Origin of the sequence: Microvirga zambiensis WSM3693 (genome assembly GCF_016735695.1) — a bacterium.
GTDB lineage: Bacteria > Pseudomonadota > Alphaproteobacteria > Rhizobiales > Beijerinckiaceae > Microvirga > Microvirga zambiensis.
In genome coordinates this window covers 146,024-161,864 of record NZ_JAERQD010000005.1, presented here as the reverse complement: position 1 = coordinate 161,864, position 15,841 = coordinate 146,024, and the positions used below count along the sequence as shown (strand labels likewise).

17 protein-coding genes are annotated in these 15,841 nt (G+C 60.9%); 10 read left to right on the top strand and 7 right to left on the bottom strand.

What is annotated here, in order from left to right; translation table 11 throughout:
- Window positions 1-69: 69 nt before the first annotated feature.
- Window positions 70-435 carry a site-specific integrase gene (locus JKL46_RS06385; protein ID WP_201830972.1) on the bottom strand — a complete coding sequence of 122 codons (366 nt, stop codon included), beginning with the start codon at window positions 433-435 and terminating at the stop codon, window positions 70-72.
- Window positions 436-1,035: 600 nt separating this feature from the next.
- On the opposite strand from JKL46_RS06385, the gene JKL46_RS06380 reads away from it, so the two are divergent.
- Window positions 1,036-1,377: a hypothetical protein gene (locus JKL46_RS06380; protein ID WP_201830970.1), complete on the top strand. Its 342-nt coding sequence runs from the start codon at window positions 1,036-1,038 to the stop codon at window positions 1,375-1,377.
- A gap of 986 nt (window positions 1,378-2,363) precedes the next feature.
- Here JKL46_RS06380 and JKL46_RS06375 read toward each other — a convergent pair.
- From JKL46_RS06375 to JKL46_RS06365, 3 genes are all read right to left on the bottom strand, one after another.
- Complete coding sequence (locus JKL46_RS06375; protein WP_201830968.1) at window positions 2,364-2,852, bottom strand: c-type cytochrome, methanol metabolism-related; 489 nt, start codon at window positions 2,850-2,852, stop codon at window positions 2,364-2,366.
- 75 nt (window positions 2,853-2,927) lie between these two features.
- A complete protein-coding gene (locus tag JKL46_RS06370) occupies window positions 2,928-3,275 on the bottom strand; it encodes a hypothetical protein (protein ID WP_201830966.1) in 348 nt (115 codons plus the stop codon).
- A gap of 365 nt (window positions 3,276-3,640) precedes the next feature.
- Window positions 3,641-4,036, bottom strand: a complete 396-nt coding sequence (locus tag JKL46_RS06365) for a hypothetical protein (RefSeq protein WP_201830964.1) — start codon at window positions 4,034-4,036, stop codon at window positions 3,641-3,643.
- A gap of 151 nt (window positions 4,037-4,187) precedes the next feature.
- On the opposite strand from JKL46_RS06365, the gene JKL46_RS06360 reads away from it, so the two are divergent.
- The 8 genes from JKL46_RS06360 (at window position 4,188) to JKL46_RS06325 (ending at window position 12,064) form a co-directional block, all read left to right on the top strand.
- Entirely contained in the window at window positions 4,188-4,799 is a 612-nt protein-coding gene (locus tag JKL46_RS06360; protein WP_201830961.1) for a DUF938 domain-containing protein, read from the top strand.
- Between the two features lie 200 nt (window positions 4,800-4,999).
- Entirely contained in the window at window positions 5,000-6,175 is a 1,176-nt protein-coding gene (locus JKL46_RS06355; protein WP_246529175.1) for an ABC transporter substrate-binding protein, read from the top strand.
- A 46-nt stretch (window positions 6,176-6,221) separates the two neighbouring features.
- Entirely contained in the window at window positions 6,222-7,181 is a 960-nt protein-coding gene (locus tag JKL46_RS06350; RefSeq protein ID WP_246529182.1) for a YVTN family beta-propeller repeat protein, read from the top strand.
- A 97-nt stretch (window positions 7,182-7,278) separates the two neighbouring features.
- Entirely contained in the window at window positions 7,279-7,758 is a 480-nt protein-coding gene (locus tag JKL46_RS06345; RefSeq protein ID WP_201830955.1) for a hypothetical protein, read from the top strand.
- Between the two features lie 315 nt (window positions 7,759-8,073).
- On the top strand, window positions 8,074-9,948 hold the full coding sequence (locus JKL46_RS06340; RefSeq protein WP_201830953.1) for a methanol/ethanol family PQQ-dependent dehydrogenase: 1,875 nt from the start codon (window positions 8,074-8,076) through the stop codon (window positions 9,946-9,948).
- A 157-nt stretch (window positions 9,949-10,105) separates the two neighbouring features.
- Window positions 10,106-10,588, top strand: a complete 483-nt coding sequence (locus JKL46_RS06335; RefSeq protein WP_246529181.1) for a c-type cytochrome, methanol metabolism-related — start codon at window positions 10,106-10,108, stop codon at window positions 10,586-10,588.
- Window positions 10,557-11,411 (top strand): substrate-binding domain-containing protein, encoded by an 855-nt coding sequence (locus JKL46_RS06330; protein ID WP_201830950.1) that lies wholly within the window; start codon window positions 10,557-10,559, stop codon window positions 11,409-11,411. The genes JKL46_RS06335 and JKL46_RS06330 overlap by 32 nt, the downstream gene beginning before the upstream one ends.
- Before the next feature lie 182 nt (window positions 11,412-11,593).
- Window positions 11,594-12,064, top strand: a complete 471-nt coding sequence (locus JKL46_RS06325) for a nucleoside deaminase (RefSeq protein ID WP_201830949.1) — start codon at window positions 11,594-11,596, stop codon at window positions 12,062-12,064.
- A 103-nt stretch (window positions 12,065-12,167) separates the two neighbouring features.
- On the opposite strand, the gene JKL46_RS06320 is transcribed toward JKL46_RS06325, so the two are convergent.
- The 3 genes from JKL46_RS06320 to JKL46_RS06310 form a co-directional block, all read right to left on the bottom strand.
- Entirely contained in the window at window positions 12,168-12,767 is a 600-nt protein-coding gene (locus JKL46_RS06320; RefSeq protein WP_201830948.1) for a hypothetical protein, read from the bottom strand.
- 242 nt (window positions 12,768-13,009) lie between these two features.
- Window positions 13,010-13,852 (bottom strand): ABC transporter permease, encoded by an 843-nt coding sequence (locus JKL46_RS06315; protein WP_201830947.1) that lies wholly within the window; start codon window positions 13,850-13,852, stop codon window positions 13,010-13,012.
- Window positions 13,849-14,613, bottom strand: a complete 765-nt coding sequence (locus JKL46_RS06310; protein WP_201830941.1) for an ABC transporter ATP-binding protein — start codon at window positions 14,611-14,613, stop codon at window positions 13,849-13,851. Before JKL46_RS06310 ends, JKL46_RS06315 begins: the two co-directional genes overlap by 4 nt.
- Before the next feature lie 237 nt (window positions 14,614-14,850).
- Between JKL46_RS06310 and JKL46_RS06305 the strand changes: the two genes are divergently transcribed.
- Entirely contained in the window at window positions 14,851-15,840 is a 990-nt protein-coding gene (locus tag JKL46_RS06305; RefSeq protein WP_201830940.1) for an ABC transporter substrate-binding protein, read from the top strand.
- The last annotated feature ends 1 nt before the right edge of the window (window position 15,841 follow it).

The window sequence follows — 15,841 nt, the reverse complement described above, 5'->3', positions numbered from 1 at the left end:
AACTAAGCTTTCATGGTTGCTCACCTTCTCTGCTCCATCTGTGCTGTTAAGGCAGAGGGTTTGACACCTTCAGGCAGTGGGTTTGACAATCTTTGTCCGCCGTTTGTTCAGCTCGAACTCGAAATCCTTGACCATGCTGCGCATCTTCGGCCGCAGATCGGCCCCTTTGGCGTAGTGCCTGGCCATCTCGATCGTCTTCTGGCCGAGGGCATCCGCGATGTCGCGTTCGCTGCGGCCCATCTCTCTGAGAATCACGGCCACCGTATGCCGCAGGCCGTCGAGAGGAGGGCCAGAGCCGATCTCGCCATCCCTTTCGAGCTGCAGCGTCACCTTGCGCCAAGAGGCCCGAAAGCCGCTGTCCGTCCACGGCACGCCCGCGGAGTTGGCGCAAAGGATAATCGCTGAATGAAAGCGTGTTTCGTTCAGAATCTCCACGAGCGGGGCAGGGGCCGGCCAGAAGACCGGCTCTCCAGAAAGAGCGGGGGAGGGTGAGAGCATCCGTTGGTCCAAGCCCTGTGAACATCATCAGAGCAATGGCAGACTTCATGTGGGCCGGCACGGACGCCAGGACGGCCTCGCGCTCACTGTCGCTCTATGGCCGGTTTGCGTCCGGCATACCTCGAGGACGGCGAATGCCTTTGATCTTCTCGGCAGGGTTGCCCTTCAGGTATCCGCGCTCAGCGCCCCAAGCGAACAGCGTGGAGAGAAAGGATCTCATGTAATTGGCAAACCGTCTGCCTTTGCTTTGTTGCCTTATCTCGAATTTTCACCACAAGGGGGCGGTCGAAACGGGCCAGGGATACCCCTGAGAGAGGCGCAAAGCGCATTATCGTTGAATATAAGATCCGCTCAGTTGCTCTACCTCCGCTTGGAAGCGGCAATGGTGGACTTGACTGGAGCGAAGGGCGTCCGCGTATCGAATCTGATCTTGGTGATCTCCCGGATGTGGAGATCATCGTACACGAGGCAACTTCCAAGTACCAGAACGTCGCAAAGCGCTCTAGTGTAGAAAAGCCGACCCCCGCACGAGCGTCAGTGGCAGAACTTGTGCACCCTTATTGGATTCTAGGCATCGAATGCACCTTATTGGAAATCCAAAAACTTGCGTATTCCTTAGAGGGAAGCATCGCAACAACTAATCTCGACAATCCTCTCGATCTCCGCTTCGAGGCAAACAAGTTTGGTCCATATGCACCGAGACTAACACATCTTCTGAATGCGCTGGATGGCAGCTATCTACACTGCGAGAAGCGGTTGGCGGACGCTGGCCCTCTGGACGTTATCTGGTTAGAAGATAGCAAGAAGGAAAAGGTTTTCGGCATATCTCACTTTCCCCGAGGCGAAAGGTTATCGGCAGGCTTTGGAAGCAACAACTGAGGCAATCGATGGCTTCCAATCACCATTGGCAATGGAGTTGCTAGCCACGGTCGACTGGCTTGTTTGTCATCGCCATGTTAGGCCCACCGTAGAGGATGTACGGAATGGTCTTCAGACTTGGCCAGGAAGGCTCACAATCTGCTGAGAGGAAGCTACGCCTATTTCATGACCGCTTAGTAGATTTGGCACTTTCAAAGCTCAAATCTACCAGCATGATTGTAGCAGTCACAGCCTAGCCTTAGACCGTACGAGCTGACAGTAATGTCTTCATTTATGACATCACTGTAAGTTCAACTTGCGTTGGTTCTAACTGAACTTGAGCCGGCGTGCGCGGGCGAACGGTCACGCTCAAGGTGAAGTTTTCCGCCCCCTAGCAAAACACCCATAGCCGGACCCTAGCGGGCTATGTCGAGAACCGATCTGGCCTCGGCCGACTCCAACGTCGACCTTCTGAAGTTCTTGCCCGTAGGACAAGTCTGTCCGCCTTCTGAGTGTATTCCTGTCAGCTCTGAACACGGATAAGGAACCCGATAGCCTGCAACTGTCGTTCGAGCTGCGAGCGGCAATTTGGCGGTTGCTCATCGAGAACTCACGCGAGGGGTGTTCGTTTCAGTAATCTTACAACCCCCTCAAGCCATTTTGGGAGCGTGGTTCAGCTCATGGTGGTCACGATCTCAATTTCAGCGTCAGTGGTCTAAGCGGACCTTAATTGGTCACGCTCTACGTTACACTTTGACCCATTCCGACCCTTGCCAATCCGGCTCGGCTTGTTTCAATCACTTCGGCCCGGCTTGTCCTTGGACCACAGAACGCCCAAACGCAGCATCATGAGCATTGACGGCATGAGTATGTCCAAGCCAGCCTGCTGACTGGGGTCGTGAACGCGATGGGTGAGTTCGAGTCGGCTATGGCTTCACTGCGGCCTGCATTTGGCGCAGGTCCGGTTCATCGCCATGGCCTACCGGCTTCTCGGCAAACAGCCGCGTTCAAAGCCGCGGCCCCGGTTTGGGTTGATGATTGTCGGGCCTGAGCGGCCCCAGAGCGCCGTCGGAACGGGCCTTCAGGTAGACAAAGATGTCGGGTAGATAGCACACGACATTCTGATCCTCTCCCATCGCCCGCATAACCCATTGCTGGGCTGGGCCTACCGTCTGCCGACCGTGAATGACGATGTCCTGGAAGGTCGCGTAGTCCATTGCTTTCAGAGGGACCAACAGAGGTGGGGCGATCGTGCTGCCCTCGCCACTCGGGCCATGGCACATATGACACGCCGCGTGATAGCGGCGATAGCCGTCGAACGTATACCAATCCACCTGTCCGCCCTGCGCTACGCGATAGGTCGGCTCGCCGTTCTCAGCGTAGTAGCGCCCATCCTCGCCCTTCATCGCTTGTGCAGCTGCCTGGAGCGGGACCCAACCAGCAATCGGGATGAGCGCGCATGCGGCGCGCCATCTCTGTACACCCACTCTGTGCATGGTTGCGCCCATGTGACATCGTGAATTGGGGTCGGGAGGCGATGCATCGTGGCGAGTCGGCCGCCGAAGACCTGATCACTGATCCAGGCTGCTAAGCTGCTTGTCGCCGCTCACGAACACACGATCCTCAATGCGCTTGATCTCAAGCTCAATTGCGTTTTGTCCGAAAGCTCGCGGTATCGACACAACGACTTTCTGACCGGATAGAAGGGTTGCGATGAACCGAACAGGTGTCGCGTCCTCGCCGGAGGCCAGGGTCGCCACCACCCGGTAACCATCCCTTTCAACGGTGTAGTAGGCATTGCCCGCCACATTGGCGAGCTTGATACTCAAGCCCTCAGTCGGCGCGAGTTCAGCGGCGTTTGCGGAGCCCGTGATGCACGTGATGGCAAAAGCGGAAAGGAGCATAGCGAAGGTGCGCATGATCATACTCCTTATGTACCGATGAGTTGGATTGACTGCCTCGCGGCGGACATGGGGAATATCGCGCTCAGCTTGAGCAGCACTCCGGAAAATCGCCCACATCGGACAATGATACTGGTTATTCGTGTACGCTCACTGTGCGGCATCCGATGTGCGCCGCCACACGGAGCAAATTGCTTTTGCGTGGCTGCCACGCATAACGATACATGAAGCGATTTTGTTCGATGTTTCAATGCTGTATTTCGATCAATTGTGCATCGTTCTCCTGTCATGGAAAGCGCTTAGATCCGCTGCCTTGGCTGCTTGGCCTCGGGGACAAGGGTGGGCAGTGATGCCTGCTTTCCTTTCCGCCGCAGCCAAGGAGGTCAAACCGGGACCTTGCCAACGATACGCGCCGCCGCCTCAGCGCTGAAGCCGATCTCAACCAACTCTTCTTCGAGATCCCCAACCTGATCAGGATCAAGCGTGATCGAGCTGTCTTCCGCATCTGCTTCGGTCGGCGGCTTTTGCTCATTGTCTTGCTCCGCGGTCCTGCCGGGTGCCACGGTTGCTCGAACGGCCACACCTTTGTCTCCATCCTCGTCAATCTCGGTCTCGTAGACCTTGAGTATGACCCAGCGCCCCTCGACCTCATCCGCATAGACCGTTTTCCACTCGCCCATTTTTCCCTCCTGGATCAGACCCCAGTGCTGCCTTACCCCGGCATTGTAGCGTGATGCTCCCAAGCCATCGAAATTGTCCTTGAGCGGGGTGTCGATCATCTTTGCCTCCCGGCAAGAGACGTCCATGGTCTCGGCGCGCCGCCTCGACCTCTTCTCCGGCAGCGCTGCCGCGGCGCTGCGGCGAACTCGGTCGAATCGGGCGCATGGAAAATTGCACCGCGGGCCCCGAGCTGCGATATGTATATCCTCGATGACGACATTCTCCTCACAAGATGCCCAGGCTTCACCTTCTGTGGCCCGTAACCGGGATCCGATCCTCGCTGTGCTGCGCAGGGCCCTCCCGCCGACAGGGATTGTTCTGGAGATCGCCAGCGGCACCGGCGAGCATGCCGTGTATTTTGCGTCCGCATTCCCAGGGTTGACCTGGCAGCCTTCGGATCAGGACGAACTGGCCCTGAGGAGCATCGCTGCCCATCGGGCGATCTCAGGGCTGGCCAACCTTCGGCCGCCCATCCGGCTCGATGCCGCCGCTCCCGAATGGCCCGTTGGACAGGCCGACGCAATGGTGGCGATCAACATGGTTCACATCAGCCCCTGGCGGTCGACGCAGGGATTGATGGCCGGAGCAGGGCGGGTGCTCCAGCCGGGCGGCGTGCTTTATCTCTATGGGGCCTACAGGGAGGCCGGCGCGCACACGGCACCGAGCAATGCTGCCTTCGATAGGGATCTGAGACGGCGCAATCCGGAATGGGGTGTGCGCGATCTCGAGGAGGTCGTCGAACTTGGCCAAGCCAATGGCTTGAGCCTCGCTGAGCGCATTCCGATGCCGGCCAATAACCTGAGCGTCATCTTCCGGAAATGACCTGTTGATAGGAATGTGAGGTCTCAAAGCCTTGTTCAGCGTAGCCTTTATGCGCTAATTTTCCTCACCAGCCGAAGCGGTAGTGCGTCAGGTACTGCGTTTTCACGGCTATGCACTTCGGCCTCGTGTGAACAGGGCACCATCCCATGGTACCGCTTCGCGCAAGGCAATACCTGTGGGTTCATCAAGCAGCATGCCTGATGATCTTGGGCGCTGCCGTGGCCTTAGCCGCAGTCGCCCTCCCGGCATGGGCGCAGACCCCGCAGCCAGTCGATATCCGCATCGCGCTGATCACCCGGCAGCAGCCACCGCCCCCGCTATACGAGTTCGATCCGATACCCGAGGACGAGGGGTTGGCGGGCGGACGCCTGGCGGTGCGCGACAACAACACGACCGGGCAGTTCACGGGACAACGATACGCCCTCGAGGAGGAGACTCTCGAAGACGGGCAGGATGCGGCTGCGGCCGCGCGATCCCTCGTCGAACGCGGTGTCAGGTTCCTGGCGGTCAATCTGCCGGCTGCCGAGCTTCTGGCCATCGCAGATGGGCTCAAGGGCGAGAACGTGCTGCTGTTCAATGTCAACGCAACCGACGACCGCCTCCGCGGCGCCGATTGCCGCTCCAACATTTTCCACATGGTCCCGAGCCGCGCCATGCTGACGGAAGCCCTGGCCCAGTTCCTCGCCTTCAAGCGCTGGCGTCGGCTCTTCCTGGTTGTCGGCCCGCAGCCGGGTGATCAGCTCTTTGCCGACGCCATGAAGCGAGCGGCCCGCAAGTTCGGGCTCGTGATCGCGGCAGAGAAGCCCTGGGAGTTCGGCCCTCTGGCTCGCGCCAAGGCCGACAGCCCGACCACGGCCGGGGCGCTTACCTTCACCCAGAACCTCGACTACGACATCGTCGTCGTGGCCGACGAGGCGGGCGACTTCGGCGACTACCTCACCTATCGAACCTGGGATCCGCGACTCGTCGTGGGCACCCAGGGTCTGACTCCAACCACATGGCACCCGACATTCGAGGTTTGGGGGGCGGCGCAGGCACAGACCCGCTTCCGTCGAACGGCCAATCGAGCGATGCGTCCCCTCGACTACCAGGTCTGGATGGCAGTGCGGACGATCGGGGAGGCCGTCACCCAGACGAAGGCGGCCGATCCCGGCACGCTGAGACAGTTCATCAGGGGAGCGGAGTTTGGCCTCCCGGCCTACAAGGGGGTCTCGCTGACCTTCCGGCCATGGGACCAGCAGCTCCGCCAGCCGCTGCTCCTCGTGCAGCCCCGCTTTCTCGTCTCGGTTGCCCCAGAGCAAGGCTTCCTGCACCAGCGCACCCCGCTCGACACTCTTGGCTTCGATCAGCCGGAAACCGCCTGCAAACTCCAATGAGAAGGGGAGGATCGCCATGTCGTGGAGTTTCGCCGGCCGGAGGACAATGCTCACTGTCCTAGGGCTGGCCTGGCTGGGCGCAGCCGCAGATGCAGGCGCCTATCCGATCTATGTCTCGAACGAGAAGGACAACACCGTCTCGGTGATCGACTCGGACAAGCTCGCCGTCGTCGCCACCTGGAAGGTAGGCCGCCGCCCGCGAGGCATCACCCTGAGCCTCGATGGCAAGTGGCTCTACGTCTGCGCCAGCGACGACAACCGCGTGGACGTGGTGGATACCGCGACTGGCAAGGTGGTACGCAATCTCAGGTCCGGGCCTGACCCCGAGCTCTTCGTCCTGCACCCGAAGGGGAACCCGCTCTACATCGCCAACGAGGATGACAACATGGTCACGGTGGTGGACGTGGAGACGAACAAACTCCTGGCCGAGGTTCCGGTTGGGGTCGAGCCGGAAGGGATGGGGATCAGCCCGGACGGGACGATCCTCGTCAACACCTCCGAGACCACCAACATGGCCCACTTCATCGATACGACGAGCTATCGGATCGTCGCCAACGTGTTGGTCGATGCGCGGCCGCGGATCGCTGAATTCTCTGCCGACGGCAAGAGGTTATGGGTCTCCTCCGAGGTGGGAGGAACGGTGAGCGTGATCGATCCTGACGCTCGCCAGATCATCAAGAAAATCGGCTTTCAGATCCCGGGCATCACGAAGGAGGCAATCCAGCCGGTCGGCGTGCGGCTGACCAAGGACGGCAAGAGGGCCTTCGTTGCCTTGGGTCCTGCCAATCGCGTGGCAGTGATCGATACCGAGAGCATGGAAGTCAAGAAATACCTGCTCGTCGGCCAGCGCGTCTGGCAGCTCGGCTTCACGCCCGACGAGAAGCTTCTGGTCTCGACGAACGGCGTCTCCAACGACGTCTCGATCATCGACGTGGAGACCGAGAAAGTGCTGAAGAGCGTGAAGGTCGGGGGATACCCCTGGGGAGTCGTGGTAGGGCCGAAGTGAGCGGCGGTCTCTTACGGAGCAAGCCTGGAGTCCCGATGGAACCGCCCTTGCAAGAGGCGATTGTCATGGCGTGCAATTCCTTAGAGGAGGAGCGCACATGAGGATGAACACATTCCTGCTTGTCAGTGCGTTTTCCCTGGTAGCGACTGTCGGTACAGCGGTAGCTGGACCCTGCACGGCTCGGATCGACGGCTTTTCGAAGCAATTGGCCAGTCGTGACGCCGGCTCCGGTCCGACCAGCCCCGGTGCCTCCCAGACGATGCCAGGCGGTAACGTCAGCACGACTGGCGCCATCCAGGTGCCAAAGGCCGGAGAGGCACCGGGAACCGCGGCGACGCCCGCGATGAATACCCTCACCCAAGGCCTCGCAACATCGCCTTCGGATGCCCGCGCCCAGTCGCAGGGCCAGCCCACGAGCGCGCAGGTTGCGCAGGGGGCAGCGCCTGCTACCGGATCGGACAACGTGCGTCAGGCGATGGCGACCCTCGACCGGGCCCGCACGTTCGATCGCGAGGGCAAGGAGGCCGACTGCATGAGTGCAGTGCAAGAGGCTGACAGACTTTTCGGAATGAAGTGATCGCGCTCGACGGAGAACAGTTCCCTAGGGCGAAACTTGCACGCTTATCTTGCAATTAAGCAATGTGAGCGGTCGACAGCAAAAATTGCTAAACTGGGCGAATTATTCTACATTAGGCTAATCTTCGGTTAAGCCGGGCTGGCGTTAGCTGCGCCGTCCGACGCCAGCCAAGCTGAGCTCAATTCTCCCCTTGGCGAGACGCCGCATAAGGCAGCAAACGCTACCGAAGCCGAATGATCCCATGAGTACGCCGCGTGAGCGGTCGGCAATTTGTCGGCCGCGTCTTGGCATAATGCGTGCATTGGGAGGAAACAAATGCGGAGAGTCGTACTTGCGACCGTGCTGCTTGGCACGGCGTCGGCCTTTGCGCCGGCTTCTGCCAACGAAGACCTGATGAAGATGACCCAGGACTCGAAGCAGTGGGCCATCCAGACGGGTGACTACGCCAACACCCGCTTCTCCAAGCTCAATCAGATTACGAAGGACAATGCCAGCAGGCTTCAACCCGTTTGGACGTTCTCGACGGGCGTCCTCCGCGGACATGAGGGCGGGCCGCTCGTGATTGGGGACGTGATGTATGTTCACACCCCATTCCCCAACAACGTTTTTGCCCTCGACCTCAACAATGACGGCAAGATCCTCTGGAAGTACGAGCCGAAGCAGGATCCCACCGTCATCCCGGTGATGTGCTGCGATACCGTCTATCGCGGGCTCGCCTATGCGGACGGAAAGATCTTCCTGCACCAGGCGGACACGACGCTCGTCGCGCTGGACGCGAAGACCGGTGCGCCGGTCTGGTCCGTCAAGAACGGCGACCCGAAGAAGGGCGAGACCAACACGGCGACCGTCATGCCAGTGAAGGACAAGGTGCTCGTCGGCATCTCGGGTGGCGAATTCGGCGTGCGCGGTCACGTGACCGCCTATGACATGAAGACGGGCAAGCAGGTCTGGCGGGCCTACTCGACCGGACCGGACAACGAGATGCTGGTCGATCCGGACAAGACGACCCATCTCGGCAAGCCGATCGGCAAGGATTCCAGCCTCAAGAGCTGGCAGGGCGAGCAGTGGAAGGTCGGCGGCTCGACCACCTGGGGATGGTACTCCTACGATCCCGAGACGAATCTCGTGTACTACGGGACCGCCAATCCCTCCACCTGGAACCCGAAGCAGCGCCCCGGCGACAACAAGTGGTCGATGACCATCATGGCCCGCGACGCGGACACCGGCATGGCCCGCTGGTTCTACCAGATGACGCCCCATGATGAGTGGGACTATGACGGCGTGAACGAGATGATCCTGGTCGATCAGGAGATCGGCGGACGTCCGCGCAAGCTCCTGGTGCATTTCGACCGGAACGGGCTCGCCTACACCCTGGACCGCACCAACGGCGAACTTCTTGTCGCGGAGAAGTACGATCCGGCCGTCAACTGGGTCTCCAAGGTCGAAATGGACAAGAACAGTCCGAACTACGGACGCCCGTTGGTGGTGTCGCAATTCTCCACCGAGCAGCAGGGAGAGGACGTCAACACCAAGAACGTCTGCCCCGCCGCGCTCGGCACGAAGGACCAGCAGCCGGCAGCGTTCTCGCCGCGGACGGGCCTGTTCTACGTTCCGACCAATCACGTCTGCATGGATTACGAGCCGTTCCGTGTGAACTACACGGCGGGTCAGCCCTATGTCGGTGCGATCCTGTCCATGTTCCCGCCTCCGGGCGAGACCAACATGGGCAACTTCATCGCGTGGGACGCCCGGACGGGCAAGATCGCCTGGTCGAACAAGGAGCCGTTCTCGGTCTGGTCGGGTGCCCTGGCGACTTCAGGCGACGTGGTCTTCTACGGAACGCTCGAAGGTTACCTCAAGGCCGTCGACGCCCAGACGGGCAAGGAACTCTACAAGTTCAAGACCCCGTCCGGCATCATCGGCAACGTGACGACCTACGAGCACAGGGGACGGCAGTACGTTGCCGTTCTGTCCGGCGTCGGCGGATGGGCCGGCATCGGTCTCGCCGCTGGCCTGATGGGTGAGCAGGGAGCCGGAGCCTGGCAGACCGCCGTCAATCCCGGTCGCGAGGAGAAAGGCGACAGGGCCATCGAAACGGCCGGCCTCGGCGCGGTCGGCGGCTATGCGGCGCTTTCCAACTACACCACGCTCGGCGGCACACTGACCGTGTTCGCCCTGCCGACGCAATGAAGCCGGAGCACGGCTGAGGATGAGACGCCTAGCATCGCGAGCCGATGCTAGGCGTTGTCCGCTCAGCGGCAGGCTTAAACAATCCGAAGGCTGGAGCGAAAGAGTAGAAGCGATGGCGAATAATCGCGGTTGGGGCAGCGTTGCGGCTTTGGCGGCAATGACAGTCGTCGTGTTTTCACCTGCCACCCTGTACTCAGCGGAAACGGCAAAGAAGGGTGAGGACGGGAAGTACATGACCGCCGACGGCACGCCGACCTATAACGTCGGGCCGGATGGTACCGTGGACTGGTACACCTACAGCGGTTATCGGCGATACCATGCCGACTGCCACACGTGCCATGGCCCGGACGGGCAAGGAAGCAGCTATGCGCCGGCATTGGCGCACTCGCTCAAGACACTCACCTACGAGCAGTTCATGGACGTGGTCGTCAACGGACGCCAGAAGGTCGACGTCGCGGAGAACCAGGTCATGCCGGCATTCGCCCAGAACGTGAATGTCATGTGTTACATCGATGATCTCTACGTCTACCTGAAAGCGCGGGCGGACGATGCTGTTCCTCGTGGACGCCCGGCGAAGCGCGAAGACAAACCCAAGTTGGCGACGCAAAATGAAGATTCATGTCTCGGACGCGGCGGTTGATCTGATCGCAGCGGTCGGCATCTCGCTGGCCGCTTTCCTCATACCGCCGAGCTCGGCTGCCGCGCAGCCGGCGGATCTCGTGTCGAGGACGGCTTTGCGCGTCTGCGCGGATCCAGCCAACATGCCGTTCTCGAACGAGGCAGGCGAGGGGTTCGAGAACAAGATTGCCGAACTGCTGGCCGCTGATCTGAAGCTGCCGCTCGAATACACATGGTTTCCGCAGGTGACGGGGTTCGTGCGCAACACACTCGGCGCCAAGCGTTGCGATCTCGTGATGGGATACGTCGCTGCGGGCGAGGTCATCCAGAACACCAATCCCTACTACAAGTCAGCATGGTCATTGATCTATCCCAAGGACGGAAGCTTGAACGGCGTCGCTTCTCTGAACGACGATCGCCTCAAGGACAAGCGCGTCGGCATCGTTGCAGGGGCCCCTCCGGCCACCGTCATGGCGACGAACGGACTGATGGCCCATGCGAAGCCCTACGCCCTCATGGTCGACCGCCGCTACGAGTCTCCCGCCGAGGAGATGCTCAGGGACATCAAGACGGGTGAGATCGACGCGGGGATCCTATGGGGGCCGATCGCAGGCTACTACGTGAAGAAGTCCGGCATGCCGCTCGCAGTCGCACCTCTGCTGAATGAGACGAAGTCGGTTCCGATGACCTACAGGATCACGCTCGGCCTGCGGCATGGCGAGACCGAATGGAAACATCGCCTCAACGATTTCCTCGATGCCCACCGACCGGAGATCCAGTCCATCCTCCTGCAATATGGAGTGCCGCTTCTCGATGAGCAGGACAAAGCGATTACGCAGCCCTAAAGCATCGGACCCAAAAGTGGATTTGCACTTTTGGGTCCCAATCCGATGCTTTCTTCTTGAATGAGGGCATCGGATGGAAAACCGGATCCACCTCTCCGTCCGATGCCCTAGCAGGCGGTTGAAGCATCCATGCGAAGAGCCTCCATGCTTGCGGTCCGAATGAGCATCCCAACGAGGCGGCCATGAAGAGCGACACCGAATATCTACGTCTCACCATGGAGATCGCCAAAGAGAGCCGGGCCACTGGCAATCATCCCTTCGGGGCGCTCTTGGTCGGCCCGGAAGGCGAAGTGCTCATTTCATCGGGCAACACCTTCGCGCGGGATCGCGGCGTCGGCCATGCAGAGTCAAACGTGGCCCGCGCGGCCGCGCTTCAATACGACCCGGCTTTTCTCGAGCAATGCACGCTGGTGACCTCGGTCGAGCCGTGCTGCATGTGCTCCGGGGCGTGCTACTGGGCTGGCATCGGTACCGTGGTGTACGGGCTCAGTGAAAGTCGGCTGGACGAGATGACCGGAGACAACCCGAGGAATCTGACCCTCAATCTGAGCTGTCGCCAAGTGTTCGCCGCCGGACGGCGTAATGTAGCGGTCCGTGGCCCATACCCTGAACTCGAAGAGGAGATCGTAAAGGACCACAAGGATTTCTGGTGACGGAACTCATGGTCGATGGCCTGGTGTCGATGAAGTTGCCGTAGCACCTGCGGCGCCCTCGACGAACCGATGTGCGGCACGGACAGACCTGTTTCAAACGCTTTCAGTTGAGATGGCGTGAGATCTCCTGGCCAAACGCGTAGACCCGTTGCTCCAGCAGGACCGGACTCTCGCAGACATATGTCAGCGCCTGATTGCGGTCATCGTAGATGCGCGTGTCCCATTGCAGCTTCTGCTCCAGCGCGATCCTCTCCGGAGTCGGATTAGTGCTCTGCGCGAGGATGCGGCCTGTCTCGCTGATCTGGTCGGCAAGGGATTTCTGCTTGCGGGCAAATCGCTCGATACCGTTGATGAGGCGACGTCGCTCCGTATTGATGAGCTCGAAGACCCCCGCGAAGAGCAGGGCCAGCTTTGCATCCTTATCCGTTCCCAAAGCATTGCTGAAGCGTTCGATCGCGGTGCTCGCCTCCTCGAGGCTCGTGCGGCGTGATGCGAGTGATCGTACAAGGGATGCGACGGCTTGATCGTCACGCCAAAGGCTCGTTGCCGGGTCGATCGGCGGCCCGGCCCACATCTGGGCGACACTCAGCTCCACGACCCGGCGCTGGACACAGGGCCAGTCCGCCTCCGCTGCCACCACCGTCTCCGCGGACAGCAGGCCGACCATGACGAGACCAATTCCGCAGCTCCAGCGTAATGGCATGGACTCCTCCGACACCTAGAGCCGTTTCTACTTGCGTGGAATCAGCTCCCCTCTTTGCTTTGCCGCATTTTTGACCGCGAACCGGATCCGCTTCGCCGAAAAATGCTCTGGAGCATCGGACCCAAAAGTGGACCCACTTTTGGGACCCAATCCGATGTTCCACCCTTTGAAGTGCGCATCGTTCTTCGCGGAAAACCGGATCCACTTTTCGCTTGCGCGGCCCGCTGGGTCCGCACGATGCGCTAGTCGGCCATGGCCGGCGTGCCGCGCCGGGCGATGAGGCCCTTGGATGGATTATACGCGAACAGCGACAGGATGAGAAAGGCAACGGCAACGCCGGTGACGACCGCCAGTGAGGTTCCGTCGAATCTTGCGTAAAGCGCAAACCGAATCGCCTCGACCGCGTAGGTGAACGGGTTGAACCGACATATCTCGTAGAGCAGGGGGCTTGCCTCCTGGATGCGCCAGAGCGGGTAGAGCGCCGAGGAGGCGAAGAACATGGGGAAGATCACGAAGTTCATGACGCTGGCGAAGTTCTCGAGCTGCCGGAACAGCGAAGACAGCAGCAGCCCCATCGCCCCGAACATCAGGCCGGTCACCACCAGGACCGGGAGAAGCGTGAGATAGCCCATGACGGGAGCCTCGACCTCCCAGAAGTATGCCACGAGCAGAAACGCGTAGACTTGCAGGATGGAAGTGAAGACCCCAGCGAGGAGCTTCGCGCTGAGAAGAAACCAGCGCGGATACGGACTGACCAGCAGGATCCGCATGGCGCCGACCTCGCGGTCGTAGACCATCGAAAGCGATGATTGCAGCCCGTTGAAGAGTTGGATCATCGCGACGAGACCGGGCGTCACGTAGACCTCATACAGCACGTAGGTCTCGTAAGGCGGGATGATCGAGACTCCGAGGACGGACCTGAACCCGGCCGCGAAGATGAACAGCCAGACGAGCGGCCTGACCAGCGCAGACAGGAAGCGGCCTCTCTGGCTGAAAAACCGCAAGGCTTCCCGCCACACGATCCCGGCGAAGCAGGTCGCATAGCCGCCCGGTGACAGAGGGCTTGTCCTCCCACGGCCGCTCATTCGGCGGCCTCCCGACCGGCAGCGGTCTTTCCGGGAGCATTGACGAGTTTCAGGAAGGCCGTTTGCAGATCTGTGCCGCCCGCCTGGTCCAGCACCTCCTGCACGGGTCCCTGTGCGAGGACACGCCCCTTGTGGAGCACGACGAGCCGATCGGACATCTCGATCTCGTCCAGCAGGTGCGTCGCCCAGAGGATCCCGCGGCCTTCCTCGGCCACGAGCCGCCGCACTTCCAGGATGAGGCCCTGGCGAGCCTCGACGTCGAGGCCGACCGTCGGTTCGTCGAGAAGGAGGAGGGCGGGATCGTGGATCAGCGCGCGGGCGATCTCGAGCCGGCGCATCTGCCCACCGGAGAGATTGCGGACCTTCTCGTCGATACGATCGGAAAGGGCGAACTTTTCCAGGACACGGGCAGCCCGCGCGCTTGCCCGGCTTCGGCCGATGCCGTGCAGGGCGGCGTGATACAGAAGGCTCTGGCGTACGGAAAGATCGAGGTCGAGGGTACGTGCCTGGAACACGATGCCAAGCCGTGACAGGGCTTCAGGCGAATCCCGCCGGACGTCGAAGCCGAAGACCTCGATCGTGCCGGACGAGCTGTCATAGAGGCGTGTTACCAGCGAGAACAGCGTTGTCTTGCCTGCGCCGTTCAAGCCCAGCAGGGCCGTGAAGGAACCGGCAGGCACCGTCAGGCTCACGTGATCGAGCGCCGTCCGTGCGCCGAAGGAGTGGCTCACGCCATCGATGCGGAGTGCGGGCTGCGTCATCACCCCAGTTCCTGGTCCTACGAGGGACACGACACGATGTCCGTCGGCCGGGGAGGATATCAACATTCCCAGCCTGTCGACGTCAAATAGGCGTTCAGGTCCGTAAAGACAGGTTCCGGCTTGAGCGTTGATCTTGAGGTGCGGTGCGGCTCGTCGTAATCTTCCGACCGGAAACCGAGAGCTCGTCAGAAAGCCGCTCATCGTGGGGCATCCAACCCGTGGCTCTAGGAGATTTCTATGGATCCACTTCGGCGTGTGCTCCTTGGAGGTCTTGCAGCCCTTGCCGCCATGCCCCTTGCATCGCCTGCGGCAACACAGACCTCTGAACCCCTCAAGGTCGGGTCACTCAAGTTCGGGACCGTCAACTGGCTCCTCGACACCATTGCCGGAGACAAGGTCGACGTCAGGGAGAGAGTGAGGCTCGAGAGGCTCGAGCTTGCCTCCAATCAGGCAACGACCGTCGCCCTGCAAGCTGGCGCGGTCGACTTAATCGTCAGTGACTGGTTCTGGGCCATGCGCCAGAGGGCTGAAGGCGACAGCCTCCTTTTCAGGCCGTACTCGAATGCCTTGGGTGCGCTGATGGTGCCAAGGGACAAGGGCTTCTCGTCTCTCGCGGATCTCAAGGGAAAGCGGCTTGGGGTGGCAGGCAGCGCCCTCGACAAGAGCTGGCTCCTTTTGCGGGCCTTCTCCCGCAACAAGCTCCATGCCGATCTCGCGGATATCGCCGAGCCGGTCTATGGTGCCCCGCCGCTGCTGTCCGAGCAATTGAGGCTCGGACGACTGGACGGCGTCCTGACATTCTGGAATTTCGCGGCCCGCCTCGATGCCGCGGGCTATCAGCCCTTGATCGACATGGACGACGTCCTGACCGAGCTCGGCGTGACCCCTTCGCCCCCACTCGTCGGCTTCGTCTGGCGTGAGGAGCTTTTGCGCAGCAAGCCGGATCAGATAGCGGCGTTCTTCCGTGCGGTGAGCGGCGCCAACCAGATCCTCAAGACCGAGGATGCCGCGTGGGAGCGTCTCAGGCCTTCAATGAGCATCGAAACCGACGCGGAGTTCGTGCGGTTGAAGGAGTACTTCAGGGCAGGCATCCCGACGCCATGGGGTGATGCCGAGACTAAGGCAGCAGAGCGCCTCTTCGGAATTCTGAGCGAACTCGGCGGGCCGGAATTGGTCGGCCCCAGGACGCGCTTCGATCCGACCCTGTTCTGGATGCCGAAGGGCTAGC